This is a genomic window from Acidovorax sp. A1169 (genome assembly GCF_030704685.1).
Taxonomy (GTDB): Bacteria; Pseudomonadota; Gammaproteobacteria; order Burkholderiales; family Burkholderiaceae_C; genus Acidovorax.
In genome coordinates this window covers 253,518-268,333 of the sequence record NZ_JAUZDX010000001.1, presented here as the reverse complement: position 1 = coordinate 268,333, position 14,816 = coordinate 253,518, and the positions used below count along the sequence as shown (strand labels likewise).

Annotated in this window: 18 protein-coding genes; 4 read left to right on the top strand and 14 right to left on the bottom strand. The window is 67.2% G+C overall.

Annotated features, from left to right (window positions below; genetic code table 11):
* Window positions 1-10 precede the first annotated feature (10 nt).
* The gene (petA, locus tag QYL93_RS01230; RefSeq protein ID WP_057205009.1) at window positions 11-607 is read right to left on the bottom strand and encodes a ubiquinol-cytochrome c reductase iron-sulfur subunit; all 597 of its coding nucleotides are present in this window, start codon (window positions 605-607) and stop codon (window positions 11-13) included.
* A 145-nt stretch (window positions 608-752) separates the two neighbouring features.
* On the opposite strand from petA, the gene mscL reads away from it, so the two are divergent.
* Window positions 753-1,190 carry a large conductance mechanosensitive channel protein MscL gene (gene mscL, locus QYL93_RS01225; protein ID WP_305741951.1) on the top strand — a complete coding sequence of 146 codons (438 nt, stop codon included), beginning with the start codon at window positions 753-755 and terminating at the stop codon, window positions 1,188-1,190.
* 12 nt (window positions 1,191-1,202) lie between these two features.
* Here the strand turns inward: mscL and pdxA are convergent, their stop codons facing one another.
* Together pdxA and QYL93_RS01215 are read right to left on the bottom strand one after the other, a co-directional pair.
* Window positions 1,203-2,234, bottom strand: a complete 1,032-nt coding sequence (pdxA, locus tag QYL93_RS01220; RefSeq protein WP_305741950.1) for a 4-hydroxythreonine-4-phosphate dehydrogenase PdxA — start codon at window positions 2,232-2,234, stop codon at window positions 1,203-1,205.
* Window positions 2,231-2,989, bottom strand: a complete 759-nt coding sequence (locus QYL93_RS01215; protein WP_305741949.1) for a Nif3-like dinuclear metal center hexameric protein — start codon at window positions 2,987-2,989, stop codon at window positions 2,231-2,233. Before QYL93_RS01215 ends, pdxA begins: the two co-directional genes overlap by 4 nt.
* 140 nt (window positions 2,990-3,129) lie before the next feature.
* Here QYL93_RS01215 and QYL93_RS01210 point away from each other — a divergent pair, with 140 nt between their 5' ends.
* Window positions 3,130-4,287 (top strand): S1C family serine protease, encoded by a 1,158-nt coding sequence (locus tag QYL93_RS01210; protein WP_305741948.1) that lies wholly within the window; start codon window positions 3,130-3,132, stop codon window positions 4,285-4,287.
* A gap of 171 nt (window positions 4,288-4,458) precedes the next feature.
* Here the strand turns inward: QYL93_RS01210 and tatC are convergent, their stop codons facing one another.
* The 9 genes from tatC to QYL93_RS01165 all read right to left on the bottom strand — a co-directional run bounded on the left by tatC (window position 4,459) and on the right by QYL93_RS01165 (window position 10,561).
* On the bottom strand, window positions 4,459-5,259 hold the full coding sequence (gene tatC, locus QYL93_RS01205) for a twin-arginine translocase subunit TatC (protein ID WP_305741947.1): 801 nt from the start codon (window positions 5,257-5,259) through the stop codon (window positions 4,459-4,461).
* 62 nt (window positions 5,260-5,321) lie between these two features.
* The gene (gene tatB / locus QYL93_RS01200) at window positions 5,322-5,783 is read right to left on the bottom strand and encodes a Sec-independent protein translocase protein TatB (RefSeq protein ID WP_305741946.1); all 462 of its coding nucleotides are present in this window, start codon (window positions 5,781-5,783) and stop codon (window positions 5,322-5,324) included.
* 22 nt (window positions 5,784-5,805) lie between these two features.
* Window positions 5,806-6,048 carry a Sec-independent protein translocase subunit TatA gene (tatA, locus tag QYL93_RS01195; protein WP_305741945.1) on the bottom strand — a complete coding sequence of 81 codons (243 nt, stop codon included), beginning with the start codon at window positions 6,046-6,048 and terminating at the stop codon, window positions 5,806-5,808.
* Window positions 6,049-6,154: 106 nt separating this feature from the next.
* Window positions 6,155-6,511 carry a histidine triad nucleotide-binding protein gene (locus tag QYL93_RS01190; protein ID WP_305741944.1) on the bottom strand — a complete coding sequence of 119 codons (357 nt, stop codon included), beginning with the start codon at window positions 6,509-6,511 and terminating at the stop codon, window positions 6,155-6,157.
* A 41-nt stretch (window positions 6,512-6,552) separates the two neighbouring features.
* Window positions 6,553-7,593, bottom strand: a complete 1,041-nt coding sequence (locus tag QYL93_RS01185; protein ID WP_305741943.1) for a patatin-like phospholipase family protein — start codon at window positions 7,591-7,593, stop codon at window positions 6,553-6,555.
* Window positions 7,586-7,972 (bottom strand): hypothetical protein, encoded by a 387-nt coding sequence (locus QYL93_RS01180; protein ID WP_057205033.1) that lies wholly within the window; start codon window positions 7,970-7,972, stop codon window positions 7,586-7,588. Before QYL93_RS01180 ends, QYL93_RS01185 begins: the two co-directional genes overlap by 8 nt.
* Window positions 7,969-8,346 carry a phosphoribosyl-ATP diphosphatase gene (locus QYL93_RS01175; RefSeq protein ID WP_305741942.1) on the bottom strand — a complete coding sequence of 126 codons (378 nt, stop codon included), beginning with the start codon at window positions 8,344-8,346 and terminating at the stop codon, window positions 7,969-7,971. The genes QYL93_RS01180 and QYL93_RS01175 overlap by 4 nt, the downstream gene beginning before the upstream one ends.
* A gap of 4 nt (window positions 8,347-8,350) precedes the next feature.
* The gene (gene hisI, locus QYL93_RS01170; protein WP_305742295.1) at window positions 8,351-8,749 is read right to left on the bottom strand and encodes a phosphoribosyl-AMP cyclohydrolase; all 399 of its coding nucleotides are present in this window, start codon (window positions 8,747-8,749) and stop codon (window positions 8,351-8,353) included.
* Window positions 8,750-8,869: 120 nt separating this feature from the next.
* Window positions 8,870-10,561, bottom strand: coding sequence for a hypothetical protein (locus QYL93_RS01165; protein WP_305741941.1), 1,692 nt, complete (start codon window positions 10,559-10,561; stop codon window positions 8,870-8,872).
* A 163-nt stretch (window positions 10,562-10,724) separates the two neighbouring features.
* Here QYL93_RS01165 and QYL93_RS01160 point away from each other — a divergent pair, with 163 nt between their 5' ends.
* Both QYL93_RS01160 and QYL93_RS01155 read left to right on the top strand, forming a co-directional pair.
* Entirely contained in the window at window positions 10,725-11,414 is a 690-nt protein-coding gene (locus tag QYL93_RS01160; protein WP_305741940.1) for a response regulator transcription factor, read from the top strand.
* Window positions 11,415-11,484: 70 nt separating this feature from the next.
* On the top strand, window positions 11,485-13,401 hold the full coding sequence (locus QYL93_RS01155; RefSeq protein ID WP_305741939.1) for a sensor histidine kinase: 1,917 nt from the start codon (window positions 11,485-11,487) through the stop codon (window positions 13,399-13,401).
* A 12-nt stretch (window positions 13,402-13,413) separates the two neighbouring features.
* Here the strand turns inward: QYL93_RS01155 and QYL93_RS01150 are convergent, their stop codons facing one another.
* Together QYL93_RS01150 and hisF are read right to left on the bottom strand one after the other, a co-directional pair.
* Entirely contained in the window at window positions 13,414-13,995 is a 582-nt protein-coding gene (locus QYL93_RS01150) for a hypothetical protein (RefSeq protein ID WP_305741938.1), read from the bottom strand.
* Window positions 13,995-14,795 (bottom strand): imidazole glycerol phosphate synthase subunit HisF, encoded by an 801-nt coding sequence (gene hisF, locus QYL93_RS01145; RefSeq protein ID WP_305741937.1) that lies wholly within the window; start codon window positions 14,793-14,795, stop codon window positions 13,995-13,997. Before hisF ends, QYL93_RS01150 begins: the two co-directional genes overlap by 1 nt.
* Window positions 14,796-14,816 lie beyond the last annotated feature (21 nt).

The window sequence follows — 14,816 nt, the reverse complement described above, 5'->3', positions numbered from 1 at the left end:
TTTATTTCCCTCAAGCCTTGTCTTCACCGATCAGGAGGCGGGTCTCCGACAGGTACATGTGGGGCGGCACTTCCAGGTTATCGGGAGCCGGCTTGTTCTTGAAGACACGGCCAGCCATGTCGAATGTGGAGCCATGGCATGGGCAAAGGAAACCGCCCTTCCAGTCATCGGGCAGCGAGGCCTGTGCGCCGGTCTGGAACTTGTCCGACGGCGAGCACCCCAGGTGCGAGCAAATGCCCACTGCCACCAGGATCTCGGGCTTGATGGAACGGCCTTCGTTGCGGGCGTACTCGGGCGTCAGCTCCGAGGGCTTGCGCTCGGACTTGGGATCCGCCAGCTGGCCATCGAGCTTGGGCAGCTCGGCGAGCTGCTCCGGCGTGCGCTTGACAATCCAGACGGGCTTGCCGCGCCACTCCACGGTGACTTTTTCTCCGGGCTTGAGCGCGGAAATGTCCACCTCTACGGCCGCACCTGCAGCCTTGGCCCGCTCGGAAGGCTGGAAGGTACTCACGAAAGGAACGGCGGTTGCCACGCCGCCCACCGCACCAGCACAGCCGGACGCAATCAGCCACGTCCGCTTGCTGGAGTCGATTGGGGTGTCACTCATGGGGATCCTCGATGTACATCGCTATTGGGGTCAACCGCGAATTGTAGCGGAGTGAAAAGGGGCATTGCAGGCGGACAGTCCGCCTTGACAGGGCACAGACCTGGGCAATACTCGGCATCTTGTCTATTATCAAGAGGGGTTATCCATGGGCATTGCACAAGAGTTCCGGGAATTTGCGGTCAAGGGCAACGTGATCGACCTGGCCGTGGGGGTCATCATCGGCGGCGCCTTCGGCAAGATCGTGGATTCGGTCGTGTCCGACCTGATCCTGCCCTTAGTAGGGCTGGTGTTTGGCAAGCTCGATTTTTCCAACCTGTTCATCGTGCTGGGCAATGTGCCGGCCGGCACGGCCATGACGCTCGATGCCCTGAAAAAGGCGGGTGTGCCGGTGTTCGCCTACGGCAACTTCATCACCGTGGCGGTGAACTTCATCATCCTCGCGTTCATCATCTTCATGATGATCAAGCAGATCAACCGCTTGAAGCGCGAAACCCCGGCCGCACCCGCTGCGCCCGCAGCACCACCCGAAGACATCGCCCTGCTGCGCGAAATCCGCGACAGCCTGAAAAACCGGCAGCCCTGACCGCCCCTGGCGCTACTGCGCCAGCTGCCGCGCCATGCGCACGGCCTCCACCAGACTGGAGGCATCTGCGATGCCCTGCCCTGCAATGTCGAAGGCCGTGCCGTGGTCAGGGCTGGTGCGCACCAGCGGCAGGCCCAGGGTCACGTTCACACCCTTGTCCACGCCCAGGTACTTCACGGGAATAAGGCCCTGGTCGTGGTACATGGCCACCACCACGTCGAACTCGCCTGGGTGGCCGGGGGCGTGGCGCGCGCGCATGAATACCGTGTCAGGCGCAAAAGGGCCATGCACGTCCATGCCCTGCGCCCTGGCCGCCGCGATGGCCGGGGCGATGGTGTCCATTTCCTCCCGGCCGAACAGGCCGCCCTCCCCCGCGTGCGGGTTGAGCCCCGCCACGCCGATGCGCGGCGCGCGGCCCAGGGTGCGCAGCAGGGCCGCATGGGTGATCTGAAGCGTCTGCGCCAGGTTGGCAGGCGTCACGGCCTCGATCGCATCGCGCAGCGACATGTGGATGCTGACCAGCACCGTGCGCAGTTCGTCGCTGGCCAGCATCATGCGCACCGGCATGGCGGCCAAAGGCACGCCCTGGTGCCGGGCTGCCTCGGCCTGCAGCAGCTCGGTATGGCCTGGATAGTCCACACCGGCGGCCGACAGCGCCTCCTTGTGCAGGGGGGCCGTCACCAGCGCCGCCACTTCGCCGTGCAGCGCGGCGCGCGCTGCCCACACCACGCAGTCCGCCGCAGCGCGACCGGCCTCGGCGCCTATCTGCCCCCAGGGCTGTAGCCCCGGCAGGCCCGGCAACGGCAACACAGGCACACAACGCGGCGGCGCCTGCAGGGCCTGCGCCGGTGTATCGATCACCGCCACCGGCAGGGTCGGCATGCCAGGGCGCTCGATGCACTGCGCAGCACGGCGCAGCGTGGCCACGTCACCCACCACGAAGCAGCCGCGCAGGTCGTCCGGCGCATCGCGAAAAGCCTTGGCAATGATTTCAGGACCGATCCCGGAGGGATCGCCCTGGGTAATGGCGATGGCGGTGCTCATGCGGGGTTGTCCACCTCAATGAAGACATGCTCCACACCCGCCTGCTGCGCCACATGCGCGGCCACCGCCGGGGCGCCGTAGCGCTCCGTCGCATGGTGCCCCGCCGCAATGAAACAGACACCCGTCTCACGCGCCAGATGCGCCTGGGGTTCGGAGATTTCGCCCGTGATGAAGGCATCGGCACCGGCAGCGATGGCCGGCTCGAAATAGCCCTGCGCCCCGCCTGTGCACCAGGCCACGCGACGGATGGGCCGCTGCAGGGTTTCTTCAGGCTGCACCAGGGTCACGGCACGGCCCAGCGCGCCGGCCACATGGTCGGCCAGGGCCTGGCCATCGGCAAACTGCGCGCTGGCCACACAGCCCAGCTCCTGCTCGCCAAAGCGCGCATCGGCCGCCAGGCCCAGCACGCGGCCCAACTGCGCGTTGTTGCCCAGTTCAGGGTGGGCATCGAGCGGCAGGTGGTAGGCAAACAGGTTGATATCGTGCGCCAGCAGCAGCTGCAGGCGCTGCTTCATCCAGCCGACCACGCGGCCGTCCTGCCCGCGCCAGAACAGGCCGTGGTGCACGAAGATCGCGTCCGCCCGCGCAACGATGGCGGCTTCGATCAGCGCGCGGCTGGCCGTGACGCCGCTCACGATGCGGGCGATGTCTGCCTTGCCCTCCACCTGCAGGCCATTGGGGCCGTAGTCCTTGAAACGCGCGGGCTGCAGCAGCGCATCGAACGCCTGCAGAAGTTGGGGCCGGGAAATGCTCATGCGCCTATTGTCGCGCGGGTGCGGAGCCCCCAGATCGCCACAGGCAGCGGGCATGGAGGACAATGTCAGCCCGGCACAGGCTGCACGCCCGTACCGCGAACGCCCCCGATCATTTTCCAGGCCCTCCCTCTCCGAACCCCATGAAGCGACTCTGGCTGCTGTTTTCCCAGACCGTGACAGTGCTTGTCGCGGCGTACTTTGTAGTGGCCACCCTACAGCCCGACTGGCTGCGGCGTGGTACCACCCGATCCGGCGCAGGCATCGCCCTCATCGAAGCACCCGCGAACACCGCCGCCACCGGTCAGCCAGCCGCCGGCAGCTTCAGCGCTGCGGCGCGCAAGGCCGCACCGGCCGTGGTGAGCATCAATACCAGCAAGGCCGTGCGCCACCCGCGCAGCAACGACCCCTGGTTCCAGTTCTTCTTTGGCGACCAAGGCAACAACAGCCAGCAGCAGGCGGGCCTGGGCAGCGGGGTGATCATCAGCCCCGATGGCTACATCCTTACCAACAACCATGTGGTGGAAGGCGCCGACGAGATCGAGGTCACCCTCACCGACAGCCGGCGCGCCCGCGCCCGCGTGATCGGCACCGACCCCGACACCGACCTGGCCATCCTCAGGATCGAACTCGACAAGCTGCCCGTGATCGTGCTGGGCAACTCGGACGCCCTGGACGTGGGTGACCAGGTGCTGGCCATCGGCAACCCCTTCGGTGTGGGCCAGACGGTGACCAGTGGCATCGTCAGCGCCCTGGGCCGCACCCAGCTAGGGATCAACACCTTCGAGAACTTCATCCAGACCGACGCAGCCATCAACCCCGGCAACTCGGGCGGCGCGCTGGTGGACGTCAATGGCAACCTCATGGGCATCAACACCGCCATCTACTCCCGTTCGGGCGGCAGCATGGGCATCGGCTTTGCCATCCCGGTCTCCACGGCGCGCCTGGTGCTGGACGGCATCGTCAAGGACGGCCAGGTCACGCGCGGCTGGATCGGTGTGGAGCCCAACGAGCTCTCGCCCGAATTGGCCGAAACCTTCGGCGTGAAGGCCTCCGAGGGCGTCATCATCACCGGCGTGCTGCAGGACGGCCCCGCCGCCCAGGCCGGCATGCGTCCTGGCGACGTGATCGTGAAGGTGGACGGCAAGAACGTGGGCAATGTCTCCGAACTGCTCACCGCCGTGGCGGCCCTCAAGCCCGGAGCGGCCGCCCCCTTCAACGTGAAGCGCGCCGATGCCCTGGTGGAACTGAACATCACACCGGGCCTGCGCCCCCGGCCGCAGCGCAACGTGAAGAGATAAGACCTTGAGGCGCCTCGCGCGCCCGACAGGGACCGCAGCCCGTGGCTTGGCAAGCCTGAATGCCGTTTTCTGGAAGCGCCTTTCGCTGGCGACCCCATGAAAAAAGCAACTGGCGCTTCGAGCGGCAGTTGCTTTTTAAACGGCCCTCAGGGGCGGCAGGTCGGTTTCCGATCAGGAAGACGATGAGGATGCAGCTTCGTCGGCATCTTCCGGCGCCTTGGTGTGCTTGATGAAGATCTGCGCGGCCCAGATGCCCACCTCGTACAGAATGCACATGGGCACGGCCAGCGCGAGCTGCGAGACCACGTCTGGCGGCGTCACGATGGCCGCGACGACGAACGCCGCCACGACGAAGTAGCCGCGAAAGCTCTTGAGCTTTTCCACGCTGACGATGTTCATGCGGGCCAGCACCACCACCGCGATAGGCACCTCGAATGCCATGCCGAAAGCCAGGAACATCGAGAGCACGAAGCTCAGGTAGGCCTCGATGTCAGGCGCGGCCGTGATGCTCTTGGGCGCAAAGCTCTGGATGAAGGCAAACACCTGCCCAAACACGAAGTAGTAGCAGAACGCCACGCCGATGAAGAACAGCAGCGTGCTGGACACCACCAGCGGCAGCACCAGCTTCTTCTCGTGAGAGTACAGGCCCGGCGCCACGAAGGCCCAGACCTGCCAAAGCACGACGGGCAGCGCCAGCAGGAAGGCCGACATCAAAAGGATCTTGAGCGGCACCATGAAGGGCGAGATCACCGAGGTGGCGATCAGCGTGGCGCCCTTGGGCAGGTGGGCCACCAGGGGCGCCGCCAGAAAGTCATAGAGCGCACCAGGGCCGGGAAAGAAGAACAGGATTGCCGCCGCAATGGCGATGGCAATGATGGCCTTGACCAGCCGGTCGCGCAGCTCCATCAGGTGCTGCACGAACGGCTGCTCGGTACCGGCCAGCTCGTCGTCTTTGGGGGGAGTTTCGGACATGTTGGATTTTCAGGGGCGTGGGGGCCGCCCATGCAGCGCGCACCAAAGGCTGCGCGGCATCGTCAATGGAATTTCTGGGGCCGGTACCGGGCGACGCGCGCCGCGCCGGACTGCGCCTTGGTGCGCACCCCGCTGCGCGACTTGTACCACTGGGGTGTGGCGCCACGCTTGAGGCGCCAGTTCTTGCCGGGGTTCTTGTAGGCGGGCACCACCACCGAGGTCTCGAAGGGCTCGGGGGTGGTCATGTCCGTCGCTGCAGCCCAGTCCTTTTCGAACTCGCTGGCACCGGTCTGGATGGACTGCTGCACGTCGCGTGCGGCGCCTTCCACCGTGTCCTTCATCTTGCGCAGCTCGTCGAGCTCCATGGACCGGTTGACCTCGGACTTGACGTCGGCCACGTAGCGCTGCGCCTTGCCCAGCAAGGTGCCCACCGTACGGGCCACGCGCGGCAGCTTTTCGGGGCCGATGACGATCAGCGCCACGGCGCCGATCAGCGCCATCTTGGACAGGCCAATATCAATCATGAAGCATGTGCCCGCTCAGCGGTCAGCTCTTTTGCTTGGCTTCGACATCGATGGTGGTCTTGTCGGCCGCCTGGCTGCTGGTCACCTGGCCAGCAGGAGGATTGACAGCACCGCTGTCGGTCGTGGAACCGTCCTTCACGCCGTCCTTGAAGCCCTTGACGGCGCCTCCGAGATCGGAGCCCATGTTCTTGAGCTTCTTGGTGCCAAACACCATGACGACGATCAGCAGCACGATCAGCCAGTGCCAGATGGAAAAAGAGCCCATGGAATATCTCCTAACGAATTGCAATCATTTTAGACCCCGGCCGTGACCGGAGTTCACACCCCCTGTAGCGAACCAGGGGTCTATCGGCCCTGAACGTCAGCCAGGGTCAGCCTTTGAGCCAAGGGCGGGGACCGCCCATCACGTGGATGTGCAGATGGTGGATTTCCTGGCCGCCTTCAAGCCCCGTGTTTACCACGATGCGAAAGCCGCCTTCCGGGTAGGGGTTGCAGCCCTGCTCCTGGGCCAGCTTCGGCGCCAGCGCCATCATGCGCCCCAGCACCCCGGCATCCGCCTCGGTGACCTGGGCCATGGAAGGGATATGCGCCTTGGGCACCATCAGGAAGTGCACCGGGGCCCAGGGGTGGATGTCATGGAAGACGAACATGTCATCGTCCTCGTGGACCTTCTTCGATGGAATCTGGCCCGCGATGATTTTGCAGAAAAGGCAGTTCGGATCGTGCATGGTGAGAAAAAAGGCGGTGTTGTCGTTGCCAGACGGCACATTCACGCATTGTCAGCGATCTTGATGCTCGGGCGCACGCCCACGTCCTTGCGGTGGGCCTTCATCCAGTTTTTACCCGCCTGGCGCCCCAGCTCGAACAGCTGGCGCACGAAGGCCGTGTCGGCACGCGCCTTGCTATCCGCACCCAAGGGTGCGAGCACCGCGCCCCCATCGATCCGGTGCATCAGCACGTTCTTGTAGCGGCGCGCGTCGAGCTTGCCCTCGGCCAGCAGCCGGCGAACGAACTCGATGGCCCTGAGCTCGGCCAGCAGGCTGGCATTGAAGGTGACCTCGTTCATGCGCTCCACGATTTCCTGCGCACTGTCGGGTACGGAGAAGTGCTCGATCGGGTTGATCTGCACCAGCAGGATGTCCGAGGTCTCGGTCTGGTAGATCAGTGGGTGCAGCGCCGGGTTGCCCGAGTAGCCGCCGTCCCAATAGTGCTCGCCATCGATCTCCACCGCCTTGAACACCATGGGCAGGCAGGCCGAGGCCATCACGGCGTCGGCACTCAGCCGCGGGCCCGAGAAGATCTCGCCGCGCCCCGTGCGCACGTTGGTCGCGCACACGAACACCTGCGGCACCACGCTCTCGATGCTGGAACGGGCCGAGCACAGCAGGCCGAAATCCACCTCTTTTTCGAGCAATGTGCGCAGCGGGTTGAACCCGAGCGGGTTGGTCTGGTAGGGCGAAAACCACTGGGCCATCATGCCCACCAGCGGGTTGGCTGCCGACAGCGGCGTGCCCCAGGTCAGGCTGCCGAGCGAGCCCACGCCCTCCCACAGCCGGGTGAGCGACGCGCGTGCCAGGGCGCAGCCGGCCTGGCGCGCCTCCTCGGGGTCCTTGTGGGCCCGCGCCGCCTGGGCAAAACCATGGGCCAAGGCCACGGCGTTCATCGCGCCAGCGCTGGTGCCGCTGATGCCGTCGATCTGCCAGCGCCCGTCTTCGAGCAGGGCGTCGAGCACGCCCCAGGTCAGCGCGCCATGCGAGCCCCCGCCTTGCAACGCCAGGTTCAGGCGCCGCAGTGCAGGCGGTTCAGCCATCCACCGCCTGGTTCTTGCTCATGGCCAGCATGCCGCGCACGATGCGGTACAGGAACCACAGCGAGATGATGCCCCAGGCGATCCAGCCGGGCAGCAGGAACAGCAGCCACAGCGGCGCAGTCACGGCGTACAGCGCGCCGGCCCAGAGGACGGAGCGGATGCGCCAGGAAAAATGGTTCTCCTGCCAGGTGCCCTGGGCATCGCCGCGCTTGACCAGGTCGAGCACCAGGGCAATCACCAGCAGCAACGCGCTGGCCTGCGTGCCCGGCAACACGGCGCCCAGCGCCACTATCAGGTGCAGCGCATAGCTGATCCAGCCGATGTTCTTGAGGCTTTCGGCCTTCTGGTCGTTGGTTCGCACGTCGATGATGTCGCTCATGGAGATCCTTCCTCGTGGGCTGCACGCGCAACGGCCTTGCGCAGGGCTTTTTCCTCGATGCCGCTGGTGCCCTCGCGGCGCTCCAGCTCGGCGACCACATCGGCGGGCGTCAGTCCATAGTGGGCCAGCGCGATCATGGAGTGGAACCACAGGTCGGCCACCTCGTAGACCAGCTTGCTGGCATCGGCCCCATGGTCCACGTCCTTGGCGGCCATGACCACCTCGGTGGCCTCCTCGCCGATCTTCTTGAGAAAGGTATCGGGCCCCTTGTGCAGCAGGCGCGATACGTAGCTCTTGTCGGGGTCGCCCCCGTTGGCGGGCTTGCGGCTTTCGATGACGGCCGCCAGGCGCGCCAGGGAATCGTTGGAACTCATGGTCTTACTTGTAGATGGATTCGGGGTCTTTCAAGACCGGATCGACGGCTTTCCAGGCGCCGTCCTTGAGCACGCTGAAGAAACAGCTGTGTCGGCCCGTGTGGCAGGCGATGCCGGGTTCATGGCCCAATTGGGTCACCTTGAGCAGCACCACGTCGTTGTCGCAGTCCAGGCGGATCTCGTGCACCGTCTGCACGTGGCCCGACTCCTCGCCCTTGAACCACAGCTTGCCACGCGAGCGGCTGAAGTACACGGCGCGGCCGAGTTCTGCGGTCTTTTCCAGCGCCTCGCGGTTCATCCACGCAAACATCAGCACGTCGCCCGTGCCCTGCTCCTGCGCGATCACGGGCACCAGGCCCTGCGCATCCCATTTCACTTCGTTGAGCCAGTTCATGGCCCGGATTGTCGGCGATTTGAATGACCGACCCCAGGCAGGGCATTGCGCGGGCCTCCCGACGCAAGCGGTCCACGCTCGCCCACACGGATGCGGGCGAAGGCGTGGACCGCGTGGAGGGAGGACCGCTCAGCGCAAGGTCAGCACGTTGGAGAAGCGGCCCGCGCGCAGCATCTCGTTCACGGCGGCCTGGGAATTCACCCCCAGGCCATAGCCCAGGAAGATGCTGCTGCCGACCAGCGCACTCAGGTCCATGCCGTTGATGTTGAGGATGGGCGCCGACACCGGCAGCGCCCCCACGTACAGCGCAGCGGTCGCGAAGGGGTTGTAGGGTATGAAGGTCGACTGCGCCCCGTCCAGCATGAGCACGCGGCCATCCGCCAGCGCCAGAACCACGAAGATCGCGCCCGGCTGGCCTGCGTGCGCCGCAGGCAGGGTCACGCCGGCCCGGGCCGTCAGGTTGTTCAGCGGGCCGCTCTGGGCGGTGCTGAAGGCGGGCTCGGTGCCCGGCGCGGGCGTGCCGGTGCCAGGGCCACCGGTTCCCGGAGTCCCTGGATTGCCGGTATTGCCCGGGTTGCTGCTGTTGTCCACCCCGGCGTTGAGCGCGATGGGCGTGGGTGTGCTCACGACGCCGTTGGAAGTGGTCACCCCATTGCCCAGCAGGCCACCATCGGTTCGGCCCCAGGTGTAGACCGCGCCATCGGGCATGAGCGCCGCCGCAGCAAAGGCACCCGTGAAAACGTACGACACCGGGCCGGGCAGGCCCTGCACCCGCACCGGACCCACCTTGGCGTTGGCGGGGACAGAATCCCAATTGGTGGAGACCGTCGTGCCATCGCCCAGCAGACCATTGCTGCCCTGACCGCAGGCAAACACGCTGCCGGCACCGTCGACGAACAGCGCGGAGCCCCCGCCCGCCGCGATCTGGCGCAGGTTGGACAGGTTCTTGATGGTGTAGGGCTGGGCCGCCGTCTGCGCGCTCTCCTGGCCACAGGTCAGCATGCCGCTGTTGGTGTCACCCCAGGCCAGCGCCTGGCCGTTCTTGATGCCGTAGTACAGACCGGCCGCGTTGCCCGTGGCCGTCGCGTCGATGAAGGCCAGGCCCGTGGGCTTGAGCGCCGTCACGCCCAGGGGGTCCGTGGCGGCCGCCACCGCCTGGATGGGGTTGTCGCGCACGGCGTTGCTGCCCCAGCCGATCAGGCTGCCGTCCTGGCGGCGGCCGATCATCTGGGTACCCGTCACGGCCAACTGCACGATGCCGGTAGCGCCGGCAACGGGTTGCGGCTGGCCCCGCTGCTGCGGCCCACCGGGGCCCAGGCCCAGGTTGCCGTAGCCATTGTCATAGCCCCAGGCCCAGATCTGGCCATTGCTGTCCGTGGCGTAGAGCGAATAGCCGTTGGTGGCGGCCAGCACCGAGACGATGCCCGACAGGCCCGGCACCTGGACGGGCTCGTAGCGGAACTGCCCGCCCGAAGTGTTGGAGCCGATCAGCCCGTCGGAGACATTGCCCCAGACCCATACGGTGCCGTCGCGCTTCACAGCTGCGGACAGTTGCCCCCCGGCGGTCAGGGCCACCACCTCCGTGCCCAGCGATGCGATCTTCGCTGGCGCGGGATTGCTGCGGTCGGCCTGGCCACGGCCCAGTTGCCCCGAATCGCCGCGCCCCCAGGAGGTGACGCTGCCATCGGCATGGAGCAGCAGCATGTGGTAGTCGCCGATGACGACATGCGGAATGGCGGCCATCGCCGGACAGGCCAGCCCGGCCAGGGCGCCTGCCAGCACGAGGGCCCGGCGCAAGAACCTGTTCAAGGAATCAGACATGGAGCAACTCCTGCGAGCAGTGAAGGTGCACGGATTCTTCCGCCACGCGCCGCGCCCGTCTGTCCCTCGAACACGGGACAAAACGGTTCATGTGCAAGCAGCTGTGACAGCAGGCCCCGCGTATCATGAAATCCACCGCCGCGCTTCCAAGGCCCGCCCCTCCATGTCCGCTCTGCTCTCCGTGCTCGTGATCGAGGACGACCCCCTGTTCAGGCAGCGCCTGTGCGACAGCATCGCCGCCGCGCCCGACCTGCGCCTGGTGGGCGCCGCCGGTGATGCAGCCTCGGGCCTGGCCCTGCTGGCCCGGCACCAGCCCCAGGTGCTGCTGCTGGACCTGGGCCTGCCCGACCTCAACGGCATCGAGGTGATCACGCGCAGCGCGGGCATCGCCCCGCACTGTGAGGTGGTGGTGGTCACCGTGTTCGGCGACGAGGCCCATGTCATGCTGGCGCTGGCAGCCGGCGCCACGGGCTACGTGCTCAAGGACACGCCGGCTCTGGACCTGGCCGAGATGGTGCGCGCCGTGCACGCAGGCGGCAGCCCCATCAGCCCCGTGATCGCCCGGCGCCTGCTGACCCGGCTGGCCCCTGCAGTCACCTCGCGCCAGCGCCCGCAGGCCAGCCCGTCGGACACCGTCGCCAGCGAGGCCGACGCAGGCCTGCTCAGCGAACGCGAATGCGAGATGCTCGGCATGGCCGCCAAGGGCTACAGCTACCGCGAGATCGCACAGATGATGGGCGTGACCCAGCAGACCGTGCTCACATACGTCAAGCGCAGCTATCGCAAGCTGCAGGTGCACTCCCGCTCCGAGGCGGTCTACGAAGCCCGCAAGCGCGGGCTGATGGGCGACTGAAGGCCCCCGCCCCGTGATTGCCGTGGCCCGCCCCCGCACCAGACCGATGTACCGACAGGGCCTGCGCTGGATGGCAGCCACCAGCCTGGTCCTGTGCCCCGTGCTGGCCCAGGCCAACACGGCCGCCTCCGAGACTGCCGAAACCATGGCCGTCACGCGCGTGGAGCACTGGGTGCAGGCGCCGGGGGCGGAGCCCTCCATCGGTCCGCCGGCGGACGCTGCGCAAGGCGCATGGCAGCCGGTTGACCTGCCACAGGCGGTGCGGCGCGACCCCACCACCCGCGCTGCCGTCAACCTGCCCCTGCCCACCGTCTGGTACCGCATGGCATGCCCGGCACCCGTGGCGCAGGAAACCCTGGCCCTTTACCTGCCGCGCGTCAACGGCGGCCCGCTGCAGGTCTGGATGCGCACCGCGCAGGGCACGCGGCAGTTGCTGGACAACAGCCCGGCATGGCCCTCGCAGTGGAACCAGCCCATCCTGCTGAGGCTGCCCAGCGCCGCCTCGCAACCGAACGGCAGTTGCCGGCTGTTCCTCGCGCTGCCGCCGCGCGCCGATGGCAGCTATGCCCTGAGCCGGCTGTGGATGGGGCCTGAGCCCGAGATTCAGGGCCTGTGGTCGGCGCGCCAGCGCTGGGTCGTCACCGTTCCCCTGGCAGCCAGCACCACGCTCGTCATGCTCGGGCTGTTCTCGCTGGCGTTCTGGTGGCGTCGCCGCAAGGACACGGCCTACCTGTACTTCGGCCTGGCATCGCTGGCTTGGTGGTTTCGCAACCTGCACTACGGCATCGATCTGCCGCAGAACCTCGACGCACTGCGCTGGTTCTGGTGGGCCACCGATGCCTCGATGACCTGGGTCATGCTGCTGGTCTATCTGTTTTCGCTGCGTTTTGCCACGCGCCGCTTCCCTTGGGTAGAACGCCTGCTGCTGGGCTTCGCTCTCCTGATCTCGGCCGTGTCCATGCCAGTGCTGCCCTGGGCCCTGGATACGCCGCTGCTGCTGCATACCGCCAACACCCTGGTGGCGATGGGCGTGACCCTGCTCATCGCCGGGTCGGCCTGGCGCGGCAGCCGCGAACTGCGGGTGCTGGCGCTGGCGCTGTGCATCTGCCTGGGCCTGGGCGTACACGACCTGGCGCTGCTGCAGCTGCGCATATCGCCCGAGAGCCTGTACCTCATGCCCTACGCCATGGTGCTGGTGCTGGGCGCCTTCCTGTACGCCGTGAACCGCCGCTACATCGGCGCGCTGGAGCACGCGGAAGGCGCGGCCCAGGTGCTGCAGGACAAGCTCTCGGAACAGCAGCGCGCGCTGCAAGGCAATTTTGCCCTGCTGGCCGAGGTGGAGAACGAGCGCGTGCGGCTGACAGAGCGCCAGCGGCTCACGCGCGACATGCACGATGGCCTGGGCGCCATGCTGGTGTCATCGCTCGGCCAGATCGAGCAGGGCCGCCTGTCGCAGCCCGAGGTGGCGCAGGTGCTGCGCGACTGCCTGGAAGACCTGCGCCTGACCATCGACTCCATGGAGCCCATCGACCAGGACCTGACCACTCTGCTGGCCACCCTTCGCCAGCGCGTGGGCCACCGGCTGGCGCAGGGCGGCATCACCCTGCACTGGCACATGGACGACCTGCCGCCGCTGCCCTGGCTGGATGCCCCCGCGGCGCTGCACGTGCTGCGCATCGTGCAGGAGGCACTGGCCAACGTGGTCAAGCACTCCGGGGCGGCCAACGTCACGCTGTCGGCCAGACTGGACGCAGGGCCGGGGGTGTGCGTGCAGATCGAGGACGACGGGCGCGGGCTGCAGGCCCGGCCGGATGGGCACCAGGGCCGCGGACTGGGCCACATCGAGGAGCGCGCACGGCAGTTGGGCGGCCATGCGCGGATCGTGCTGGGGGCCAGGGGCGGCACGGTGGTGCAGCTATGGCTGCCGCTGCAGGGCCCGCCCCCTTTGGCGGAGGGGTTCAGGCACTCGCGCTGGCCCGCACCCTGACCGTTCAGGGTTTCAGGGCTTGGCCACCGTCAGGAAGACCCGCTTGCGGTCCCAGTTCTTGCGGCCCAGGTACTTGATGGCGATCACGTAGCGGCCGGGCGGCAGGAAGTCCTGCGTCAGCGTCTCCTGCTGTGTGACCACGGGCTGGCCGTTGATGCGCACGCTCTGCTGCGCCACCATTTCGGTCTCACTCTCCAGATCCTGGCCATCAAGCCCGTAGATCGTGACGTCGGGCTCTTCCTTTTCTTCGCCCACGTGGGGCAGGCCCATGGCGTTGGGGCGGGTAAGCACGTCAAGCGCCACCTTGCCGTCCACCGGCTCGCGCACGATCCAGTAGACCTCGCGCACGTTGTCGTTGAGCTCGGCCAGGAGGGCCTTGAGCTTTTCGTACTCGGCCTTGTCGGCAATCACCTGCACCGCCTTGCCGCCGATGGTCGCGTCAAAGCAACGACCGATGCGGTCCACGCAGGGAATGCGGTCGAAATAGCCGCGCGCATAGGACGGCGCCGGCACCTGCTGTGCTGCGGCTGGCATGGCGGCAAAGCCGGCGCACAGGGCCATGGCAGCGGCCAGAGCCCGCAGGGAGCCCCTCATCACAGCCGCACGGGGATGCCGCGCCCCGCCATGTGCTGCTTGGACTGGCCCACGGTGTACTCGCCATAGTGGAAGATGCTGGCGGCCAGCACCGCGTCGGCGCCGCCGATCTGGATACCGTCGGCCAGGTGGTCGAGGTTGCCCACGCCGCCCGAGGCGATCACGGGCACGCTTACCGCGTCGCTCACGGCACGCGTGAGCGCCAGGTCGAAGCCGGCCTTGGTGCCGTCGCGGTCCATGCTGGTGAGCAGGATCTCGCCCGCGCCGCGGCGCGCCATTTCGGTGGCCCAGGCCACGGCGTCCAGGCCCGTGTTCTTGCGGCCGCCATGGCTGTAGACATCCCAGCCGGGGCCCACGGCCTTGCCGTCGGCACCGGTGCGCTGCGCATCCTCTTCGGAGCGGCGCTTGGCGTCGATGGCCACCACGATGCACTGCGCGCCGTACCGGTCCGATGCGGCATTGATCACGTCGGGGTCGGCAATCGCGGCCGAGTTGAAACTGGTCTTGTCGGCGCCCGCGTTGAGCAGGCGGCGCACATCGGCCACCGTGCGCACGCCGCCGCCGACGGTGAGCGGAATGAACACCTGGCTGGCCACCGCTTCGATGATGGGCAGGATCAGGTCGCGCCCATCGCTGGTGGCGGTGATGTCGAGAAAGGTCAGCTCGTCGGCGCCCTGCGCGTTGTAGCGCGCGGCGATCTCAACGGGGTCGCCCGCATCGCGCAGCTCGACGAAATTGACGCCTTTGACCACGCGGCCTCCGGTCACGTCCAGGCAGGGGATGATGCGTTTGGCAAGCATGGCAGTCAAAGGTAGTCGTTG